This window comes from Paenibacillus sp. LS-5, from assembly GCF_056121505.1.
Window position 1 is genome coordinate 496,790 of the sequence record NZ_JBWAVA010000002.1, and the last position, 18,713, is coordinate 515,502.

Below are 18,713 nucleotides of genomic sequence, written 5' to 3' on the forward strand. Positions count from 1 at the left end.
ACTGTATCATTTTTTTTGAACTTAATTAATGATATTTGGGAAGCTGCTCGTCGTTCTTGCCCTTGCTGCCTTCAATCACCTGGAAGGGATAGGACTTGCGTTTACCAGATGGAACTGGCTGTGTCTTGCGTAGGCCGGCCACCTTAGCCATGGTTCTTTGAGAAGGTTTCACTTTGGTCTTGGTTCTGCCGGCACCTTGTCTATTGCCCGTCTTAGCTGACCGGTAAGCATAATACACGATCCCTAGAAGCAGTAACGGTATAATCAAAGACGTTAGTGCCCGTAAGCCAAACATCATAAACTGTGTTACCACACCCAGCACCGCAAGCGACACTGTTATCCAAAAAATCAAAGCATGCTTGATCATAGACCACTCATCCTTTCGCAGGATCCAAAATTCCACCTGTAACACTAGCTTCAGTATAAGCCCCTGCTTCGATTGCGGCATCCAGCTCCCGCATCCGGTTGAACGAGGCGATGGAGACTTCGACCATTTCATCTTTGGGTTCCTTGGTGGTTAGAAGCTGCAGCCACAGTCCGGGATAGCCCAGGTATTTGAGTCCAGGAATATCTCTTACGGCATTGGTTCCTTTGAGAACTTCGAAGGAGATACCGATGACCACCGGCAGCAGAACAATACGCTGCACAATGCGCTGTACCAGATTATCCCAAGGGAACACGGAGTAGATAATGACGCCGAGAATGATCGTCAGCATCATGAAGCTGCTTCCGCAGCGGTAATGCAGACGGCTATATTTCTGGACATTTGCTACAGTGAGCTCTTCACCAGCTTCGAAAGCGCTAATGACCTTGTGCTCGGCTCCATGGTATTGGAACAATCGTTTGACCACTGGGGTCTGAGAAATAGCCCACAAGTAGACCAGCAATAGAATCAGCTTAATTCCGCCTTCTACGAGGTTGTGCAGAATGTAGCCATCAAATGCATCCTTGAATAAAAAAGTTTCCACAAAGACAGGAACAAGAGTGAAGATCAGCTTACCGAAGAGGAATGATAAAATACCCATAACCGCAACGCCAAAAATCATCCCCAGGCTCCAGCCTTCTTCTTTCTTCTTGGCTTTCTCCTGTTGTTTGGCCAAATCTTCCGGCTCTGTCTCATCTTCTGCGTATGATTCTGCAGAGTAATTCAAATGTTTGGAGCCTTTGGCGCTGGAATCTATAATACTGACAAGGCCGCGGAGAAGCGGAATCTTGCGCAGCTTGACGACCCAGCTCTTATCGCTTCTCGGCACCTCCAAAAATGTGATTTCCTGATTCTTCCTTCTTACGGCTGTTACGTTGATATGCTTGCCGCCGAACATAACGCCTTCAATGACGGCCTGCCCGCCGTAACTTGGAGTTTCCTGGGACAACCAATTCACCTTCCCGTGTATTAATGTGATTTATATAATACATTGTAACTAATTTATGCTGACATTGCTAGTTGGATTGCCTTTTGCTGTACATACTAGGAACAGGCAACAGAGTGACAACAATGCATTCTATCTATTGAAAGCGGGGCAGCAGAATGAGCAAATCAAACACACAACAATCAGGGCATACCAACCTGTGGACATTCGCTTTGGAACTGGGTTATTTTGCCGGACTGATCTGGGGAGGAGCGCGCTGGTTGATGTATGCGATGCATTTTACTAAAGTGCTCCCGGGATTTTTGGCCGAGCCATTTTTTAAGCATGATTTTTTGAAGACCTCAGCAGGACATCTTATAGGATATCTGTTTTTTATAGCCTTTTCGGTTATAGTGACCCTGCTTTATGTGCTGATCTTCCGTAAGCTGAAGGGACCTCTGCCGGGAATGATATACGGGGTACTGTGGTGGTCGGCGATCTTCCTTGCCGGATCATGGCTGTTCCTGCAACAGCGCCCATTTCGGCTGCCGTGGAACTCTGTAATCAGTGAGTTCTGCATCTTTTTATTGTGGGGATTGTTCATTGGATATACGGTGGCAATCGAGTATACGGATGAACGGAAACGTGAACAGCAGACAAAGCTTGCCTGAACGCCCGAAAAAACTTCTCAAGGGCATGACCCTATGTTAAAATACAATGTGGCTATTTCGAGAGGAGAATGAAAATGGGCAACAAGCGTGTCTCCAAGCTGCGGAAGGTTTTGCAGGAACAGGGATTGGATGCAATCTTAATAACCAGCGGCATTAACCGCCGCTATTTGAGCGGATTCACCGGTTCTTCCGGTTATGTTCTGGTTACCGGGGATGACAGCTATCTGCTGACTGACTTCAGGTATATGACGCAGGCGGCTGAACAGGTAACTGGCATGAAAGTGGTTCAGCACGATTCGAAGTTTATTGATACTGTCCGCGAGCTGCTGCAGGGTGCGAATGTCCGTATCGGCTTCGAGCAGGATGATGTAACTTTCAGTGCTTATACTGCCTATGCTGCTGCACTTCAGCCGGCGGTGCTGGTACCGGTCTCCAAGGCTGTAGAGAATCTTCGGTCATTCAAGGATGAAGACGAATTGGCGGTTATGCAGCGTGCTGCTGATCTGGCAGATGCTACGTTCAGCCACATTCTGAATGTGATCAAGCCCGGCATGACCGAACGTGATGTGGATCTGGAAATGGAATTCTACATGCGCACCCATGGCGCAACCTCTTCTTCATTCGATACGATTGTCGCTTCCGGTGAACGGTCAGCGATGCCGCATGGTGTGGCAAGCAGCAAGGTCATTCAGAACAATGAATTCGTAACCTTCGATTTCGGCGCGCTGCTGGACGGCTACTGCTCGGACGTAACACGTACCATAGCTTTGGGCTCTCCGGATCCCAAGCTGAAAGAGATTTACGATATTGTGCTTGAAGCCCAGCTACATACGCTGGCAAACATCAAGCCGGGTATGACCGGAAGGGAATGCGATGCACTGGCGCGTGATATTATTACCCGCTATGGCTACGGCGAGTATTTCGGACACAGCACAGGGCATGGTTTGGGTATGGAGGTTCATGAATACCCGCGTTTGTCCAAGCTGGCGGATGAAATTATGCAGCCGGGTATGGTCGTGACTGTAGAGCCGGGAATATACTTGTCAGGGCTTGGCGGTGTGCGGATCGAAGATGATATCGTGATCACCGAGAGCGGCATTTCGCTGCTGACTCATTCTTCAAAGGATTATTTGGTACTGTAAGACTGCATCAATAGGGTAAATTATGGATTCCAGGAGGGATTTTTAGTGATTTCAGTTAACGATTTCAAAACAGGCTTGACCGTAGAAGTAGAGGGTGACATTTTTACCGTCATCGATTTCCAGCACGTAAAGCCAGGTAAAGGTGCCGCATTCGTGCGCTCCAAGCTTAAAAACCTGCGTAACGGGAACACCGTTGAGCGTACCTTCCGTGCCGGTGAAACCATTGGCCGCGCCATCATCGAAAACCGCGGAGTACAATATCTGTATGCCAGCGGATCGGACCATGTATTTATGGATAATGAAACTTATGACCAGTTCGAGCTGTCCGCCAAACAATTGGAGTGGGAGCTTAACTTCCTCAAAGAAAACATGACTGTAAATATCGTCAGCTTCAAAGGTGAGATCTTAGGCATTAATCTGCCTACCAGCGTTGAGCTGAAGGTTACAGAAACAGAACCGGGTGTTAAAGGAAACACGGCTCAAGGTGCAACCAAAGCGGCTGTACTGGAAACAGGCCATACGGTTCAGGTTCCGCTGTTCATCAACGAAAACGATGTTCTGCTGGTTGATACCCGTGAAGGAAAGTACATCTCCCGCGCGTAATGCTTGTCCAGTAGAGATGCTATTTTTCTTAGCGAGCCTCCCCGCGTATGCGGCGGGGGCTTTTCTTGTTCAGAAAATAGGCGGATTTTTTTGTGAAACCATTAACGCATAACACGTCTTTCGTATTATACTGGTTTAAAGCACGAAATTATTTCTTAGCTGTTACTTAGACCGAAATAGGGAGTGAAATGGACTTTGTCACTTTATGTCATGAAATTCGGAGGCAGCTCCGTCGGCGACATTGAACGAATGAAACGCGTTGCGAAGCGCATTGCAGACAAGCAGGATGAGGGTCACCGCTGCGTCGTGGTTGTATCCGCTATGGGGGATACTACGGATGAATTGATCGATCAGGCCAAGCAGCTGAACGGGCAGCCGCCTGCACGGGAAATGGATATGCTTATGACTACCGGAGAACAGATCTCCGTAGCACTTCTCTCCATTGCATTACATGGGATTGGCCGCAGCGCAGTATCCTATACGGGCTGGCAGGCAGGATTCCGGACGGATGAGACGCATGGGCGGGCGCGGATTAATGAAATCGTCCCGCGCCGCGTACTGGAGTCTCTGGAGCGGGAACAGATCGTGATCGTGGCCGGTTTTCAGGGGATGACCCTGGACGGAGAGATCACCACACTGGGCCGTGGAGGCTCGGATACAACGGCCGTTGCCTTGGCTGCAGCTATCAAAGCGGATGTCTGTGAAATCTATACAGATGTGGACGGCATTTATTCCACAGATCCGCGTATTGTGAAGACAGCGCGTAAGCTGAAGGAAATCTCATATGACGAGATGCTGGAGCTCGCTAATCTGGGAGCTGCTGTGCTGCATCCGCGGGCTGTAGAATATGCAAAGCGATACCAAGTGAAGCTGGTCGTCAGATCAAGCTTTAATCATAATGAAGGTACTGTTGTGAAGGAGGAAGCAAGCATGGAGCAGGGTGTAGTAGTTAGCGGAATTGCTTATGACAAGAACGTTGCACGGGTAAGTATTCTGGGTGTGCCTGATGAGCCGGGTGTACTGGCCCAGGTTTTCGGCAAGCTGGCCGAAGAAGGCGTTGACGTTGATATTATTGTACAGAGCGGTGTTCAGAACGAGAAAGCTGACTTTTCCTTCACCGTTGCATTGAGCGAGCTTGGACATGCCAAAGAAGTTATCGAGGGGCTTCACAGCGAACTCCCTTACCGCGAAGTCACCTCTGAGGATAATCTGGTCAAGGTGTCTATTGTCGGAGCAGGTATGGTCAGCCATCCTGGTGTAGCTGCACAAATGTTCGAAGTGATCTCGAAGGAAGGTGTGAGCATCAAGATGGTCAGCACCTCCGAGATTAAAGTGTCCTGTGTCATTGAGTCCGGCAATCTGCAAAAGATCATCCAGGCGCTTCACACCGCCTACAATCTGGATACAGAAGAGCAGGCGTTTGTAGGTGGACCCAAGGACCGCCGATAGAAGTCTGGTTCATATGAAATGCCCCGATGCCTTAAATGGCGTCGGGGCATTTTTTTTATCCCAGCCTTCTGAAGCGGCCAACAATCTCTACGGTCTCCAACACGTTGACGAATGATTTCGGGTCGGTCTCAAGGATGGTTTTGCGCAGCTCGGCCAGCTCGTAACGGGTAGTAACGGTCATGAGCATCGTGTTACCTTCATGGCTGTACCCGCCTTCTGCATTCACTACAGTGACACCATGGGGCAGACAAGTGAGACGGTTCAGCATCTTTTCGCGCTCCTTGGTGACAATGAAGCAGGTTAGCTTGATGTGGCGGATATGAATCATATCGACTACGCGGCTTTTGACGAAGATACAGAGCATGGCGTACAGGGCGGAGTCCCAGCTTTTGAAGAAACCCAGACTCAGAATGACCAGCCCGTCCATCACAAACAGCACGGTGCCCATCGGAATATCACGTTTGCGGGTAATGATGGAGCCCAGGATATCGAATCCCCCGGAAGAACCTCCTGCACGAAGGGAGAAGCCTACACCCCCTGCAATGATGACTCCTCCAAAGATGCTTGCCAGAATTGGGTCCTTGGTCAGCTTGATTAACGGAATAATGTTGAGAAACCATGTGGTTGATACGACTGACAGCAGACTATAAAAAATGTATTTTTTCCCCACTGCAACAAAACCCCAAATCAGAATGGGCAGATTGATGCCGAAATAATACAGCGAAATGTACTTTGGATGGGTCAGATAACCGATGACAGATGCTGTTCCCGCCACCCCGCCGCTCAGCAGCTGATGGGGAATGAGGAACAGACGGAGCCCGCTCGCCACTAGAAATGCCGAGAAAATGATGATGGCGACTTCCTTCACTTGCTTGGCTACGGGCCCTGATATGAGCGGTACTACTACATTGCGAACTTGCATGACATAAATCCCCTCTTCTTCCGATGTCTATATCTGCATTTTAGATACTTCTTGAAAAGATAAGGAGGTCTTAGTCTGTCCAACAACCCACACTTATATTTTCCAGATCAGCCTGTTCAAAACGCGCAAAATATATTTTATCATACCGATGATATTTTTTTATAGAGGGGTACACTATGATTTCTTTCACACCTTGTTTAGTATATTCGTTCATTTCTTCTTGTCTAAAGTGAGCCCGTCCCGCATATCCATGGATAACAGCACGAAATATCTCAGGAATCCTAGCGATAGATTTTTTTTAAGGGAGTGAAGCAGATTGGACAAGTATGTAAGCTGGATGGCGGCATTACGGCTGCTCTCAGGCAGTGTTGAAATAACAGCGGCCCTGATCATGCTGAAGCTGAACCAGGTGGACAAAGCGCTGGTGGTCAATTCCGGGTTGGCTTTGGTAGGGCCGACCATTCTGATTCTGACCACTGCAGTCGGTCTGACAGGGATGGCGCAGGAGCTGTCGTGGGGCAAACTGGGATGGATTGGCTGCGGGGTAGCCTTTCTCTTAATCGGAATTCTAAAAAAATGATAGATGATAGTCATAAAGTACACGTACAAGCATAAGTATGGAATAAAGCTATTAAAGTAGAGGACAACTTGGGGGTACTCTGTATGGCTAATGAATGGCTGCAATTGTTTCCTGAAAAAGTAAGAGCGCTCCTGCGGGGCTTGCCTGCGTCGCTGCTTGAAAAGGTGGAGGAGATCCGTGTTCGCGAAGGGCGTCCGCTGGAGGTGAATTATTCCGGGGGCAAATACCATTTTCTCGGTGCGGGCGGAAGCCTGACACTGAATCCCGGAGAAGCGTACAAGCCGGACCGGGAAGATACGCACCGTCTGCTGGACCTGATCAGCAATCACTCGCTCTATACCATGGAAGAGGAGCTTCGTAAAGGGTTCATTACAATCCCTGGCGGGCACCGGATCGGACTGGCTGGGCGGACTGTGCTGAGCGGCGGGGGGGTAGAGCATCTGCGCGACATCACCGGTTTCAATGTGCGGATCGCACGGGAGATGCAGGGCCTTGCCGATGGTGTACTGCCTTACCTGCTCGACAAGGGACGGCAGCGGATTATGCATACGCTGATTCTCTCGCCCCCGCAGCATGGCAAAACCACCCTGCTGCGAGATCTGGCTCGGCAGATTTCAACAGGCGGAAAGAACATGCGCGAGGGCAACCGGCCGGGCCTGAAGGTTGGCATTGTCGATGAACGCTCCGAAATCGCCGGTAGTCGGCGCGGAATTCCCGCTTTTGATGTCGGGCCGCGGACGGACATCCTCGACGGGTGCCCCAAAGCTGAAGGCATGATGATGATGATCCGTTCGCTCTCACCCGATGTGCTGATCGCGGATGAGATCGGCCGCCTTGAGGATGCCGAAGCAGTGACCGAGGCGCTGCACGCAGGCATCTCGGTAGTTGCTTCAGCCCATGGCAAAGAAGTGTCCGAGCTGGCCCGGCGGCCTGGACTAGGTGCACTGCTGGAGCACCGGATGTTCGAGCGTTATGTCATTCTTCACCGGACAGAGGCGGGACTGACCTTCCGGATATTGGACGGGCAGAAGCGCAGCCTGCTGCTGGTCCCGCCCGGGGAAGCGCTTGGCGGTGAACGCCATGCTTAAGCTCTTCGGAGCAGTGCTAATTGTTCTTGCAGGCACGATGGCCGGCTTCAAGCGGGCTGCCCAGTACGCAGACAGGCCAAGGCATATCAGAGGACTCATCGCAGCCCTGCAGCGGCTGGAGACCGAGATCCAGTACGGCTACACTCCGCTGCCGGAGGCACTGCGCCGGATCGGAGTCCAGTCGAAGGAGCCGCTGAAAGCATTTTTCACTACTGCGGCTGTAGAGATGAGCCCCCCGCTGGACCGCAGCGCCGAGGAAGCGATCACGAAGGCGATGGAGGAGCACTGGAAGGCGGCTTCGCTGAAAGGGACGGAGAGGGAAATCCTCCGGCAACTCAGCTGTACGCTGGGCACCAGCGACAGGTCGAATCAGAGCACCCATATTGCGCTCGCTTTGCAGCAGTTGAAACAGGAGGAGACAGTGGCCAGGGAAGATCAGGGCAAATATGAAAAAATGAGCAAAAGCCTGGGTCTGCTGCTTGGAGCATTGATCGTCATATTGATCTTTTAGCGAGGTGCCAGGAATGAATATTGAAGTCAACGCGATCTTCCAAATAGCCGGCATCGGCATCATTATCGCCATGATCCACACGGTGCTTAAGCAAATGGGCAAGGAAGACATCGCCCACTGGGTAACCATTGTCGGCTTTATCATCGTGCTGTTTATGGTCATCCGCATGCTGGACGGCCTGCTCCAGGAAATCAAAACAATTTTTCTTTTTCAATAGGCCAAGGCTATGGAAATCATTCAAGTGGTGGGAATTGGGCTCTTGTCGACTGTCCTAATACTCGTATTAAAGGAACAAAAGCCGATGTTCGCCTTTCTGCTGACCACTGCCGCAGGCATTCTGATCTTCCTGTTCCTGATCGGCAAGATCGGAACGATTCTGGGGACGCTGGAGCGGGTGGCAGAGTCTTCGGGAATGGAAATGATCTACATCAAAACCGTGTTCAAAATCATCGGGATTTCCTATATCGCTGAGTTTGGAGCGCAGATTGTGCGCGATGCCGGTCAGGAATCGATTGCTTCCAAAATTGAGCTCGCCGGTAAGGTGCTGATCATGGTGCTGGCCGTGCCGATTATCAGCATTATTATCGAGACAGTAATGAAGCTTCTGCCGGCTTGAACAAACATTAGGGCAGGAAGAAAAGTTAGAAACAGGGCGGGGGGAAAAGGTATGTGTGCGCGCAATGTTTTTCGGCCACCAAGACTGGCCACCCTCCTGCTCCTGCTGTCCTGCCTGCTGCTGTGGTGTTCAGGAACGGCATTCGCTGCCGCCACAGTTCCGTCGCCGGTTCCATCTTCACAGCCTTCTAGCCAGGGAGGCTCATCCTCTCCGGTAGATCATTGGGTTAAAGGGCAGGTAGAGAACCTGCCCACAGGTGAGGTGGAGTCCTACTGGAATCAGCTGATGAAGGACTATGGGGGATTTTTTCCGGAAGGTGCAACGCCTTCGCTGATGGATATGCTTCTGCCGGGTGACAATGGGCTAAGCTTCAAAAGCGTGCTGTCCGGGCTGACCTCCTACATGTGGCATGAGGTGCTTTTTAATGGCAAGCTGCTGGTTACGATCGTTATGATCAGTGTGCTCAGCATGATTCTGGAGACGCTGCAGACTGCCTTTGAACGCAAATCGGTCAGCAAAATCGCCTATATGCTCTGTTATATGGTTGTGCTGGTCATTGCCGTTAATAGTTTTAATGTAGCTATAGGATATGCCAAGGATGCCATAGACCACATGACTGACTTTATGATGGCCATGATTCCGCTGTTATTCGCACTGCTGGCATCGATGGGGAATATCGTGACCGTCTCTGTCACGCACCCGCTGATTGTATTCATGATCCATACCGTGAGCACGCTCATTCACACTGTGATTTTTCCACTGTTCTTCTTCTCGGCGGTACTGCATCTGGTGAGTGCGATGTCGGAGAAATACAAACTGACCCAACTCGCCAATCTGCTGCGGAATGTTGGTGCCGGACTGCTGGGTGTGCTGCTGACGGTGTTCCTGGGAGTCATCTCTGTAAGGGGAATTACCAGCTCAGTAACGGACGGAGTGACTCTCCGTGCCGCCAAATACATTACGGGAAATTTCGTGCCGGTCATCGGCAAAATGTTCGCGGATGCCACCGATACGGTGATTTCTGCATCGCTCCTGGTGAAGAACGCCATTGGGCTTTCGGGTGTCATTATCATTTTGTTCCTTTGCGCATTTCCGGCCATAAAAATACTCGTGCTCGCCCTCATCTACAATGTGGCTGCGGCTGTCATGCAGCCCTTGGGCGATACTCCGATTGTTGCTTGTCTGCAAACGATCGGCAAAAGCATGATCTACGTGTTCGCCGCACTTGCTGCCGTTTCGCTCATGTTCTTCCTGGCGGTCACCATCATGCTGACCGCCGGAAATGTCACCGTCATGATGAGGTGATGCTGTATAGATTCGCTGCTGTTATGTAAAAAGGTTACTGCAGGATGCAGTGCTGCACAGAACGAGGAGGAAAGACGATGACCTGGTTGGGCGGTTGGCTCAGGGAGCTTATTCTGGTGGTCCTGCTGGCTGCTTTTGTGGAAATGCTATTGCCGAGCAAATCCATGGAGCGGTATGCCAGGCTGGTGCTCAGCCTCCTGGTCCTGCTGACCCTGCTTAGTCCAATTGTGACCCTGCTGAAGGGCGATGTCACCGGGGAGCTTAGCCTGGCCCTGAACCAGCAGGAGAAGAATGGCGGAGTATTATCGGGAGCAGTAAAAGGTGCCGGTTCCCTGGAGAAGATTCTGGCAGACGGACGGATGCTGGCCGCAGGAGTACAGGAGCAGAGCCTGAAGCTTGCTGCGGAGGAGGTAGCAGGAGAGATGCGGGACCAGATTGCCGGGAGCACGGGGGTTCAGGGAGCTAAGGTTACGGTGACGCTGGGGATGGGAAAAGCCTCCGAAAGTGCCGGAGGTGAAGCGGTACCAGTGATTGCATCGGTGAAGGTTTTCCTTCCGGATGCTGTCCCTGCTGCCTCAAGTGGCAGCGGAACGCAAGCGGGCGCCACAGACAGCTTGCCCGCGGAGCCGATTATTATCCCGCCGGTAGAGCCGGTACAGGTTAACTTGGACGCTGATCCCGAAGCTGAATCTGCCGCTGCATCCGCAGCCTCCCCGGCTGATGTACCTGCAGACGGCACTACCGCTGCGGGTAAGGGAACGGACAAAGATCAGGACGAGTCGGTCATCAGGCTGCTGGAGCAGAACTGGAATCTGAGCCGCGAAGTCATTCAGGTGCAGAGGAGCAGTTCCGAGGAAGCAAAACTATAAACCCAGGCAATTCTGCAGGAGGGATAAGAGATGGGCAACTGGCTGAAAAAACTGGAGCAATGGGCAGGCGGCGGTTCCGGCAGTCCGAAGCGGAGTCATACTTTCCGCTGGCTGATCATTCTTGGACTGCTCGGCGCTGCAATTATGCTGTTCAACTCCTTTGTAAATGTGAAGAAGCTGGACAGCGAGAATACGGGGCGTGAGCCGCCCCCAACGATCGAAAGCTCACAGGCGGCATTGCAGCAGGGAGACGGAGCAGCCTCCGGTTCTTTTGACAGCATTGAGCAGGCATTGGAGAACCGCACCAAAGAAATTCTGGAGAAAATCGTCGGCGTCGGTACAGTGGACATTATGGTTACTGTAGATTCTACAGAGGAAATCGTGGTACAGCGCAATATGAACGACTCACAGCAGCAGAGCGAAGAGACGGATGCCAGCGGGGGCAAGCGTCATACTACCCAGTACACAAGGGATGGAGAAATTGTCACCTACAGCCAGTCGGGTGATGAAACCCCGATTATCACCAAGCGGATCAAACCCCAGGTGCGCGGAGTGCTGGTTGTGGCCAAAGGCGCAGAGAACAAAATCGTCAGAGGTCTGATTGAAGAAGCGATCGAAAAAGGCCTGAACGTGCCCAGCTACCGGATTTCCGTAGTTCCGCGCAAGCAGGAATAGCAAATTCATTCGTATGAAGTGCATGCTAATAAACTAAGCGTATGCTTCCGGAGCGAGTTTTGTACGAAGTGAATCCAGGGAGTATATGCTAACAAAACTTTTAGGAGGAATTAAAAATGAAGGGCAAACGGCAGACAATTTGGTTGGTTTCCATGCTCAGCTTGATGGTGGTTCTCTCGGCTTACTATTTATTCACAGAAGATTCTGGAGCTTCCATTCCCAAGGAAACGGCTGGCAGTGTGCAGGTGGATAACATAAAAGGCGGAGCCGATGGAGCCCAGTCTCCTGCTCTGGACAGCGGACTGGTCATCAACGAAGTCACTACGCAAGGGGTTAGCGAGGATGCGGCCAATGCCGCAGCGAAGGATGACAGCAGTGCAGCCGTAGCTCCAGATAATAGTGACAAGGCAGCGGCTGCGGTAACAGACGAAGACAGCACATCTGCCAGTGCCGGCAATGCCGTAGAAGATGCGGTTACAGCAGAACCGGATAAGACCGCGGATCAGACCATAGACCAAACCGCAAAAGCCTCCCAGACAGACAAAAAAGACTCCAAAGCAGACAAAGACACTGCAGCCGCCGCTACAGAAAAGACTCCAGCCAAAGACGATGCCGCAATTCTGGATGAAGTGGCTTCACAAAGTGTTTCGGCCAGCAGCCTGTTCAACAACTACCTGTATGAACGTGAGCAGAAGAACCTGAAGAACCAGAATGATCTGCTTGCCGCAATCAATGATATGGATAAAACCCCTGCTGAGAATGCGGCAGCCAGTGAGCAACTAAACAAGCTTGAAGAAAAAGAATCCAAAATCACCAGCATTGAAGATCAGCTGCAGCAAAAGTATGGTGAAGCTATCGTCAAAGAGGAATCCGGCGATAATTATACTGTTGTAGTCCTCAGTGACAAGCTTGATGTGAAGCAAGCCGTTGGAATTGTTGACCTAGTCATGAAGGAACTGAGCGTCACACAGGATAAGATCAGAGTCCAATATGTATCCGAGCAATAATATCCGCTTGAGAAAAATAACAGAATATGCCGAAAGAGCTCGGGTTGTCCCGGGCTCTTTCCATTTCTAGCGTTTGTGATATAATACATAAAGTTATCTTGGAATACGCTTCCTGAGAAGAACGGAGAAGCCTTTTTTGCTTGTGGCTTCGAGAGAAAGCTGAAGGAGTGAACTATTGAATGTTCAAGTTAAGCGAGATTAAGGAATTGATTAAATTACTGGACCAAACCTCCTCCGTACACGAACTGGAGATTGAAAGCGAAGGAATGAAGCTTGCGATCCGCAAACCGGACCGCTCTGAAACGGACGGAATGGCGATTCAGGCGACTCCTTATGCCTACCCCTTTACGCAAGCCCCTCAGGCGCATACCCAGCAGTATGTTGTACCTGCTGCAGTGACTGAAATTCCCGCAGCAGCTCAGCAACCCGCCACCACTGAAGGCACACTGCATAAAATTGTCTCCCCGATGGTTGGGACCTTTTATAGTGCCGCTTCGCCAGAGACCCCATCCTTTGTGAATGTGGGCGACCGGGTTAGTGAGAAGTCAACGGTCTGCATCATTGAAGCCATGAAGCTGATGAATGAGCTGGAAGCGGAAGTTAGAGGCGAGATCGTGTCCGTACTCGCGGAGAACGGCCAGCTTGTTGAATATGGACAGCCGCTGTTCCTGGTGAAACCGGAGTAACAGCCGCGAGAATCATGAGGAGCTAGCAAGCTTCGTTAAACTTTGGGAGGAAATGCATGAACATTCAAAAAGTGTTGATTGCCAACCGTGGTGAAATCGCGGTCCGCATTATCAGAGCTTGCCGTGAACTGGGCATATCCACCGTTGCGGTATACTCGGAGCCTGACCGGGATTCACTTCATGTCCGGCTAGCTGATGAAGCGTACTGCATTGGCCCGATGCCAGCCAAGGACAGTTATCTGAACTTTACCAATATTATGAGTGTGGCCACTTTGACGGAGTGTGACGCTGTTCATCCCGGTTATGGATTTTTGGCCGAGAATGCGGATTTCGCGGAGATTTGTGAATCCTGCAACATCACTTTTATCGGTCCTTCGCCCGATGCCATTACCCGCATGGGTGACAAGGCAGTAGCCAAGGAAACGATGAAGCTGGCAGGCGTTCCGATTATTCCGGGCTCAGACGGGCTTGTGGGCGATATTGAGGAAGCCGTTATGTTGGGACGCGATATCGGCTATCCGATTATCGTTAAGGCAACTGCAGGCGGCGGAGGCAAGGGTATCCGCATTGCCGAGGATGAAGAGTCTCTGGTGAAGCAGATTACAGCTGCCCAGCAGGAAGCGCAAAAGGCATTCGGCAACGCCGGGGTATACCTGGAGAAATTCCTGACGGGTATGAAGCATGTAGAGATTCAGATTATTGCCGATAACCATGGCAATGTAGTGCATCTAGGTGAACGGGACTGTTCCGTACAGCGCCGCCGCCAGAAGTTACTTGAAGAAGCACCTTGCTCGGTTCTGACTCAGGAGATTCGCGATGCCATGGGCCAGGCTGCTGTACGTGCCGCACAAGCCGTGAATTACTCTGGTGCGGGTACGCTCGAATTCCTGCTTGGACCGGATGGACAATTTTATTTCATGGAAATGAACACCCGCATTCAGGTCGAGCATCCGGTAACGGAAATGGTCACAGGTGTAGACCTGATCAAAGAGATGATCTCTGTTGCGGAAGGCAATCCATTGTCCTTTACCCAGGAAGACATTCATATCAATGGATGGTCGATTGAATGCCGCATCAATGCTGAAGATCCCGATAAGAACTTTATGCCTTCACCGGGCAAAATCGGCTTTTACCTGCCGCCGGGAGGTTTGGGAGTACGGGTGGACAGCGCAGCATATCCGGGGTACACAATCTCTCCTTTTTATGACTCCATGATTGCCAAACTCATTGTATGGGCCCCGACCCGCCAGGAAGCTGTCGCCAAGATGAAGCGTGCGCTCTCCGAATTTGCTGTGGAAGGCATACATACCACGATTTCATTCCACCAGAAATTACTGGAGCATCCGGTGTTTTTGGACGGTAATTTTGATATTAAATTCCTGGAAGAATATGAAATTTAGGACGGCTGTGCTTTGTTTGTCATAAAGTTCGCCAAATGATATAGTATGTTTAATAAGAGACGTGCTTGGCGCTTGAAATATTGAACAACTTTTCTTTGAAAGGTGTGAGTCCACAATGAGTACATTGCCGACAGAATACGAACGTACGGAAATCGGTGAAATCCAGATCGCTCCTGAAGTGATTGAGGTGATCGCAGGTTTGGCAACCGTGGAAGTAAAAGGCGTAGCAGGCATGAGCGGCGGATTTGCCGGAGGCATCGTTGAACTCCTCGGCCGTAAGAACCTCTCCAAAGGTGTAAAGGTTGAGGTTGGACAACGCGAAGCTGCAGTGGACGTATCCGTAATTATCGAGTACGGTAACCGTCTTCCTGAAGTGGCTGCTGAAATTCAGCGCAACGTGAAGCGTTCGATCGAGACCATGACCGGTCTGACGGTAGTTGAAGTGAATGTGCATATTCATGATGTTCAGTTCCGCAGCAACACTACTGTAGACAAGAACGAAGAAACGGATGCGGTTCTCCGCGTGAAATAAAGACAGATTTCTTCCATAAACCCCCGACAGCACCGTCGAGGGTTTACTCTAATTTAAGGAGGTTATGAGACTCGTGGCAAAAATTTTGGACAGGCTCCTGCTGTTCCTCTACAGCTTATGCATCGGAATATTATCTGTAATTGCCATCCTCCTGTTAAGCGGTGCCATTCCGGACTCTTTTGACATGCTGGACAAACCTGAGGCCTATATCGCCGCCATCGTTGTGGCTGTTATTCTGTTCCTGCTCAGCATCCGTTTCTTCTACATCTCGCTGCGCCGTGACCGGGCTTCCATGCCTTCAGTCGATCAGCGTACAGAGTACGGGGATATTCAGATCTCCATGGAAACCATTGAGAACCTGAGCCTGAAGGCTGCCGGCAAAGTCAAAGGCATCAGAGACCTGAAGTCTCGTATCCGTGTCTCACAGGCAGGCCTTGAGATTATGATCCGCGCAGTGGTGGACGGAGAGCATTCTCTTCCGCTGCTGACCACCGAGGTTCAGCGGCAGGTGCATGATTTTGTGCAGGATACTACCGGAATTCCGGTTGCGGACGTCTCAGTATACATTGCTAACCTCACACAGTCTCCAAGCTTCAAAAGTCGAGTGGAATAGAGGTGAGTTTCCCTTATGTCGTGGAAAGCAGTATGGGAAAGTCACGGGGGTAGAATTGCCGGAGTCACCTTCGGTGTCGTTCTCGGGTTGATTTATTTAATTAGCGGTTTTTGGGATATGCTGTTCTTTGCACTGGTTGTGTTCATAGGTTATACGCTTGGCAAAAGAAAGGACACCGCACAGCCCCCGCTGTTTCAGTGGCAGGAGTTGATAGAGAGGTTGTCCGGACGCTGGCGCCCCTTCAAATGAACCGCGATAGCTTTTCTTCCGGAGCCTGGAACCCGTATGTATGAGTTGCCTGATGCCGGAAGGAGGGCCACGCGGTTTTTTTTGCAGCAGCGGCTCTCAGAGAGGATAGAATCTGCTCCATTAAGCTTACAATAGTTGCAAGAAGAAACAATGAAACACCAATATAAGCAATCCAGATAAGATTGTAGGAGGAACACATGAAAAGACGTTTAGCAAGAGAGATTATTGTCCAAAGCCTGTATCAGATGGAAATGAATGAAGTGGAAAGTGCAGAAGCGGTAGAAATGCTGATCGCTGAAGCTTCGGAAGAAAATGAGACCGAGCGTGTGATTACAGATGAAATTGAGCTGAAGACTTATGTAGTAGCGCATGTGAACGGCGTGTGGGAACATAAGATGGCCATTGATGATATGCTGGAGCATTACCTGAAAGGCTGGCAGATGAGCCGTCTGTCGCGGGTGGACCGCCAGATTCTCCGCCTTGCCACCTTTGAGATGGTCTTTGGGAATGATGTGCCAGCCAAGGTTGCTGTCAATGAAGCCATTGATCTGGCCAAACATTTTGGGACAGAGGATTCAGGTAAATTTGTTAATGGTGTGCTTGGCAAGATGATTCAGGAGATTGATACGCTGAAGACCGACCTGTAGGATTATAATCAAGTGATGGATTTGCAGATCATATTTCAGGATAGATAAAGGGGAGAGAATTACATGACAGCAGCAATCATCAGCGGTAAACAAGTATCTGACGAAATTCGTATCGACATTGCCCGGGAAGTTGCCTTATTAGCCGAACGGGGCGTAAAGCCTGGTCTTGCTGTTGTGCTCGTTGGTGAAGATGCTGCATCTCAGGTCTATGTCCGTAATAAAGAGAAATCCAGCACCGAGCTGGGCTTCCATTCCGAAGTGCATAGACTGGATGCTGCGACTAGCCAGGAAGATTTGCTGGCACTTGTAGCTGAGTTGAACCGCAGGGATGAAATTGATGGCATCCTGGTTCAGTTGCCGCTTCCTAAGCATATTGACGAGAAGGCTGTAATTAATGCCATTGCTGTGCAGAAAGATGTAGATGGCTTCCATCCGATCAATGTCGGCAACCTCGTTATTGGGGATGATAGTCTTTTGCCTTGCACGCCTGCAGGTGTAATCGAGCTGATCAAGCGTACAGGCACAGGAATGTCCGGCAAGCATGCGGTTGTCATCGGACGCAGCAACATTGTCGGCAAACCGGTATCCCTGCTGCTCCAGCGCGAGAATGCTACGGTAACCATGTGCCACTCGCGGACTGCGAATATGGCTGAACTAAGCCGCCAGGCAGATATTCTGGTTGTGGCGATTGGCCGGGCTAACTTCATTGACGGCTCTTTTGTGAAGCCGGGTGCGGTAGTTATCGATGTAGGTATGAACCGTTTGGACAACGGCAAGCTGGCTGGAGATGTGGATTATGAAAGCGCGAAGGAAGTAGCAGGATACATTACCCCGGTACCTGGTGGTGTAGGACCGATGACCATTACCATGCTGATGGCCAACACGCTGACTGCAGCCAAACGCCGGCGCGGCCTGGATAAGGAATAGGTAGCGCCCATGGCGGCAGAGCGGCAGGTATATTCAATCAAGGAGCTTAACCGTTATATCCGTATGAAGCTGGATTCGGATGTGGTGCTCTCCGATGTATGGGTTCGCGGGGAAATCTCCAATTTTACCCACCATGGCAGCGGTCATATGTATTTTACGCTGAAGGATGAGAGCAGCAGGATCAAGTCGATCATGTTCGCTTCCCATAACCAGCGGTTACCCTTTACCCCTAAGGAAGGGACCAAGGTGATCGCCAGAGGCAATGTGACTGTATATGAACGGGACGGGCAGTACCAGTTCTATGCCACTCATATGCAGCCTGACGGCATCGGCAGTCTGTATCTGGCGTATGAACAGCTGAAGAACAAGCTGGAGTTGGAAGGCCTGTTCGCGGCGGCACGCAAACGTCCGCTCCCGCGGTTTCCCCGCTGCATAGGGGTAGTAACTTCTCCGACAGGCGCAGCCGTACGGGACATTATCATCACGCTTCAGCGGCGGTTTCCGCAGGTTGCTATTGTGCTGTATCCTGTTCTGGTACAGGGGAAAGGTGCAGGGCCTTCCATTGTGAAGGCCATCGAGCACCTGAACACCATGGGCGAAGCCGATGTGCTCATTGTCGGCCGCGGGGGCGGCTCCCTTGAGGAGCTGTGGGCTTTCAATGAGGAAGCCGTAGCACGCGCGATTGCGGCCTCCCGCATTCCGGTCATCTCGGCCGTAGGCCACGAGACCGATTTCACGATCGCCGACTTCGCCGCCGATCTTCGGGCGGCAACCCCGACGGCGGCGGCCGAGCTGGCTGTGCCGCACGCCGCCGAGCTGGCGGCGCAGCTCCGCACGGCGCAGCAGCGCCTGCGCCAAGGGCTGCTGCGCCG

At 51.1% G+C, this 18,713-nt stretch carries 24 protein-coding genes; 21 read left to right on the top strand and 3 right to left on the bottom strand.

The features are described from left to right. Positions 1–25: 25 nt before the first annotated feature. Both AC0MA3_RS05530 and AC0MA3_RS05535 read right to left on the bottom strand, forming a co-directional pair. Complete coding sequence (locus AC0MA3_RS05530) at positions 26–367, bottom strand: hypothetical protein (RefSeq protein ID WP_379161898.1); 342 nt, start codon at positions 365–367, stop codon at positions 26–28. A gap of 7 nt (positions 368–374) precedes the next feature. Next, positions 375–1,322: a DUF1385 domain-containing protein gene (locus tag AC0MA3_RS05535; protein ID WP_379162528.1), complete on the bottom strand. Its 948-nt coding sequence runs from the start codon at positions 1,320–1,322 to the stop codon at positions 375–377. 206 nt (positions 1,323–1,528) lie between these two features. Here AC0MA3_RS05535 and AC0MA3_RS05540 point away from each other — a divergent pair, with 206 nt between their 5' ends. From AC0MA3_RS05540 to AC0MA3_RS05555, 4 genes are all read left to right on the top strand, one after another. Further along, complete coding sequence (locus tag AC0MA3_RS05540) at positions 1,529–2,020, top strand: YqhR family membrane protein (RefSeq protein WP_379161901.1); 492 nt, start codon at positions 1,529–1,531, stop codon at positions 2,018–2,020. Positions 2,021–2,094: 74 nt separating this feature from the next. Continuing rightward, positions 2,095–3,162 (top strand): M24 family metallopeptidase, encoded by a 1,068-nt coding sequence (locus AC0MA3_RS05545; RefSeq protein WP_379161904.1) that lies wholly within the window; start codon positions 2,095–2,097, stop codon positions 3,160–3,162. A gap of 45 nt (positions 3,163–3,207) precedes the next feature. After that, a complete protein-coding gene (efp, locus tag AC0MA3_RS05550; protein WP_379161907.1) occupies positions 3,208–3,765 on the top strand; it encodes an elongation factor P in 558 nt (185 codons plus the stop codon). Between the two features lie 195 nt (positions 3,766–3,960). Next, complete coding sequence (locus AC0MA3_RS05555) at positions 3,961–5,214, top strand: aspartate kinase (protein WP_379161910.1); 1,254 nt, start codon at positions 3,961–3,963, stop codon at positions 5,212–5,214. 55 nt (positions 5,215–5,269) lie between these two features. On the opposite strand, the gene AC0MA3_RS05560 is transcribed toward AC0MA3_RS05555, so the two are convergent. Continuing rightward, on the bottom strand, positions 5,270–6,136 hold the full coding sequence (locus AC0MA3_RS05560; RefSeq protein WP_379161913.1) for a YitT family protein: 867 nt from the start codon (positions 6,134–6,136) through the stop codon (positions 5,270–5,272). Positions 6,137–6,452: 316 nt separating this feature from the next. Between AC0MA3_RS05560 and AC0MA3_RS05565 the strand changes: the two genes are divergently transcribed. The 17 genes from AC0MA3_RS05565 to xseA all read left to right on the top strand — a co-directional run. After that, entirely contained in the window at positions 6,453–6,716 is a 264-nt protein-coding gene (locus AC0MA3_RS05565) for a YqhV family protein (RefSeq protein ID WP_379161916.1), read from the top strand. An 83-nt stretch (positions 6,717–6,799) separates the two neighbouring features. Continuing rightward, positions 6,800–7,804 (top strand): stage III sporulation protein AA, encoded by a 1,005-nt coding sequence (gene spoIIIAA, locus AC0MA3_RS05570; RefSeq protein WP_379161919.1) that lies wholly within the window; start codon positions 6,800–6,802, stop codon positions 7,802–7,804. After that, complete coding sequence (gene spoIIIAB / locus AC0MA3_RS05575) at positions 7,797–8,315, top strand: stage III sporulation protein SpoIIIAB (protein ID WP_379162531.1); 519 nt, start codon at positions 7,797–7,799, stop codon at positions 8,313–8,315. Before spoIIIAA ends, spoIIIAB begins: the two co-directional genes overlap by 8 nt. 13 nt (positions 8,316–8,328) lie before the next feature. After that, a complete protein-coding gene (gene spoIIIAC, locus AC0MA3_RS05580; protein WP_020426549.1) occupies positions 8,329–8,532 on the top strand; it encodes a stage III sporulation protein AC in 204 nt (67 codons plus the stop codon). Positions 8,533–8,541: 9 nt separating this feature from the next. Then, positions 8,542–8,931, top strand: coding sequence for a stage III sporulation protein AD (gene spoIIIAD / locus AC0MA3_RS05585; RefSeq protein WP_039875230.1), 390 nt, complete (start codon positions 8,542–8,544; stop codon positions 8,929–8,931). Positions 8,932–8,982: 51 nt separating this feature from the next. Next, positions 8,983–10,236, top strand: coding sequence for a stage III sporulation protein AE (gene spoIIIAE / locus AC0MA3_RS05590; RefSeq protein WP_379161924.1), 1,254 nt, complete (start codon positions 8,983–8,985; stop codon positions 10,234–10,236). Between the two features lie 77 nt (positions 10,237–10,313). Then, positions 10,314–11,105, top strand: a complete 792-nt coding sequence (gene spoIIIAF, locus AC0MA3_RS05595; protein ID WP_379161927.1) for a stage III sporulation protein AF — start codon at positions 10,314–10,316, stop codon at positions 11,103–11,105. A gap of 30 nt (positions 11,106–11,135) precedes the next feature. After that, the gene (spoIIIAG, locus tag AC0MA3_RS05600; protein ID WP_379161930.1) at positions 11,136–11,780 is read left to right on the top strand and encodes a stage III sporulation protein AG; all 645 of its coding nucleotides are present in this window, start codon (positions 11,136–11,138) and stop codon (positions 11,778–11,780) included. Positions 11,781–11,896: 116 nt separating this feature from the next. After that, the gene (locus tag AC0MA3_RS05605) at positions 11,897–12,787 is read left to right on the top strand and encodes a SpoIIIAH-like family protein (protein ID WP_379161933.1); all 891 of its coding nucleotides are present in this window, start codon (positions 11,897–11,899) and stop codon (positions 12,785–12,787) included. Between the two features lie 179 nt (positions 12,788–12,966). Beyond that, positions 12,967–13,473, top strand: a complete 507-nt coding sequence (gene accB, locus AC0MA3_RS05610; protein WP_379161936.1) for an acetyl-CoA carboxylase biotin carboxyl carrier protein — start codon at positions 12,967–12,969, stop codon at positions 13,471–13,473. Between the two features lie 56 nt (positions 13,474–13,529). Next, complete coding sequence (accC, locus tag AC0MA3_RS05615; protein ID WP_379161939.1) at positions 13,530–14,873, top strand: acetyl-CoA carboxylase biotin carboxylase subunit; 1,344 nt, start codon at positions 13,530–13,532, stop codon at positions 14,871–14,873. A 115-nt stretch (positions 14,874–14,988) separates the two neighbouring features. Then, complete coding sequence (locus AC0MA3_RS05620) at positions 14,989–15,405, top strand: Asp23/Gls24 family envelope stress response protein (protein WP_379161942.1); 417 nt, start codon at positions 14,989–14,991, stop codon at positions 15,403–15,405. Positions 15,406–15,478: 73 nt separating this feature from the next. After that, a complete protein-coding gene (gene amaP / locus AC0MA3_RS05625) occupies positions 15,479–16,018 on the top strand; it encodes an alkaline shock response membrane anchor protein AmaP (protein WP_379161945.1) in 540 nt (179 codons plus the stop codon). Between the two features lie 15 nt (positions 16,019–16,033). Further along, the gene (locus tag AC0MA3_RS05630) at positions 16,034–16,267 is read left to right on the top strand and encodes a DUF2273 domain-containing protein (protein ID WP_379161948.1); all 234 of its coding nucleotides are present in this window, start codon (positions 16,034–16,036) and stop codon (positions 16,265–16,267) included. 197 nt (positions 16,268–16,464) lie between these two features. Then, positions 16,465–16,914: a transcription antitermination factor NusB gene (gene nusB / locus AC0MA3_RS05635; protein WP_379161951.1), complete on the top strand. Its 450-nt coding sequence runs from the start codon at positions 16,465–16,467 to the stop codon at positions 16,912–16,914. 63 nt (positions 16,915–16,977) lie between these two features. Beyond that, a complete protein-coding gene (gene folD / locus AC0MA3_RS05640; RefSeq protein ID WP_379161954.1) occupies positions 16,978–17,841 on the top strand; it encodes a bifunctional methylenetetrahydrofolate dehydrogenase/methenyltetrahydrofolate cyclohydrolase FolD in 864 nt (287 codons plus the stop codon). Between the two features lie 9 nt (positions 17,842–17,850). Next, a partial coding sequence (xseA, locus tag AC0MA3_RS05645) for an exodeoxyribonuclease VII large subunit (RefSeq protein ID WP_474655431.1) occupies positions 17,851–18,713 on the top strand: 863 nt, incomplete at its 3' end.

Bases quoted from the DNA above. Each gene is read 5' to 3' on its own strand.
- spoIIIAC (WP_020426549.1), top strand. From the start codon at position 8,329: ATGAATATTGAAGTCAACGCGATCTTCCAAATAGCCGGCATCGGCATC.
- nusB (WP_379161951.1), top strand. From the start codon at position 16,465: ATGAAAAGACGTTTAGCAAGAGAGATTATTGTCCAAAGCCTGTATCAG.
- AC0MA3_RS05530 (WP_379161898.1), bottom strand. From the start codon at position 367: ATGATCAAGCATGCTTTGATTTTTTGGATAACAGTGTCGCTTGCGGTG.
- folD (WP_379161954.1), top strand. From the start codon at position 16,978: ATGACAGCAGCAATCATCAGCGGTAAACAAGTATCTGACGAAATTCGT.
- AC0MA3_RS05560 (WP_379161913.1), bottom strand. From the start codon at position 6,136: ATGCAAGTTCGCAATGTAGTAGTACCGCTCATATCAGGGCCCGTAGCC.
- AC0MA3_RS05545 (WP_379161904.1), top strand. From the start codon at position 2,095: ATGGGCAACAAGCGTGTCTCCAAGCTGCGGAAGGTTTTGCAGGAACAG.
- AC0MA3_RS05540 (WP_379161901.1), top strand. From the start codon at position 1,529: ATGAGCAAATCAAACACACAACAATCAGGGCATACCAACCTGTGGACA.
- spoIIIAB (WP_379162531.1), top strand. From the start codon at position 7,797: ATGCTTAAGCTCTTCGGAGCAGTGCTAATTGTTCTTGCAGGCACGATG.
- AC0MA3_RS05630 (WP_379161948.1), top strand. From the start codon at position 16,034: ATGTCGTGGAAAGCAGTATGGGAAAGTCACGGGGGTAGAATTGCCGGA.
- AC0MA3_RS05535 (WP_379162528.1), bottom strand. From the start codon at position 1,322: ATGTTCGGCGGCAAGCATATCAACGTAACAGCCGTAAGAAGGAAGAAT.
- spoIIIAF (WP_379161927.1), top strand. From the start codon at position 10,314: ATGACCTGGTTGGGCGGTTGGCTCAGGGAGCTTATTCTGGTGGTCCTG.
- spoIIIAE (WP_379161924.1), top strand. From the start codon at position 8,983: ATGTGTGCGCGCAATGTTTTTCGGCCACCAAGACTGGCCACCCTCCTG.
- accC (WP_379161939.1), top strand. From the start codon at position 13,530: ATGAACATTCAAAAAGTGTTGATTGCCAACCGTGGTGAAATCGCGGTC.
- AC0MA3_RS05605 (WP_379161933.1), top strand. From the start codon at position 11,897: ATGAAGGGCAAACGGCAGACAATTTGGTTGGTTTCCATGCTCAGCTTG.
- spoIIIAA (WP_379161919.1), top strand. From the start codon at position 6,800: ATGGCTAATGAATGGCTGCAATTGTTTCCTGAAAAAGTAAGAGCGCTC.
- spoIIIAD (WP_039875230.1), top strand. From the start codon at position 8,542: ATGGAAATCATTCAAGTGGTGGGAATTGGGCTCTTGTCGACTGTCCTA.
- accB (WP_379161936.1), top strand. From the start codon at position 12,967: ATGTTCAAGTTAAGCGAGATTAAGGAATTGATTAAATTACTGGACCAA.
- spoIIIAG (WP_379161930.1), top strand. From the start codon at position 11,136: ATGGGCAACTGGCTGAAAAAACTGGAGCAATGGGCAGGCGGCGGTTCC.
- AC0MA3_RS05620 (WP_379161942.1), top strand. From the start codon at position 14,989: ATGAGTACATTGCCGACAGAATACGAACGTACGGAAATCGGTGAAATC.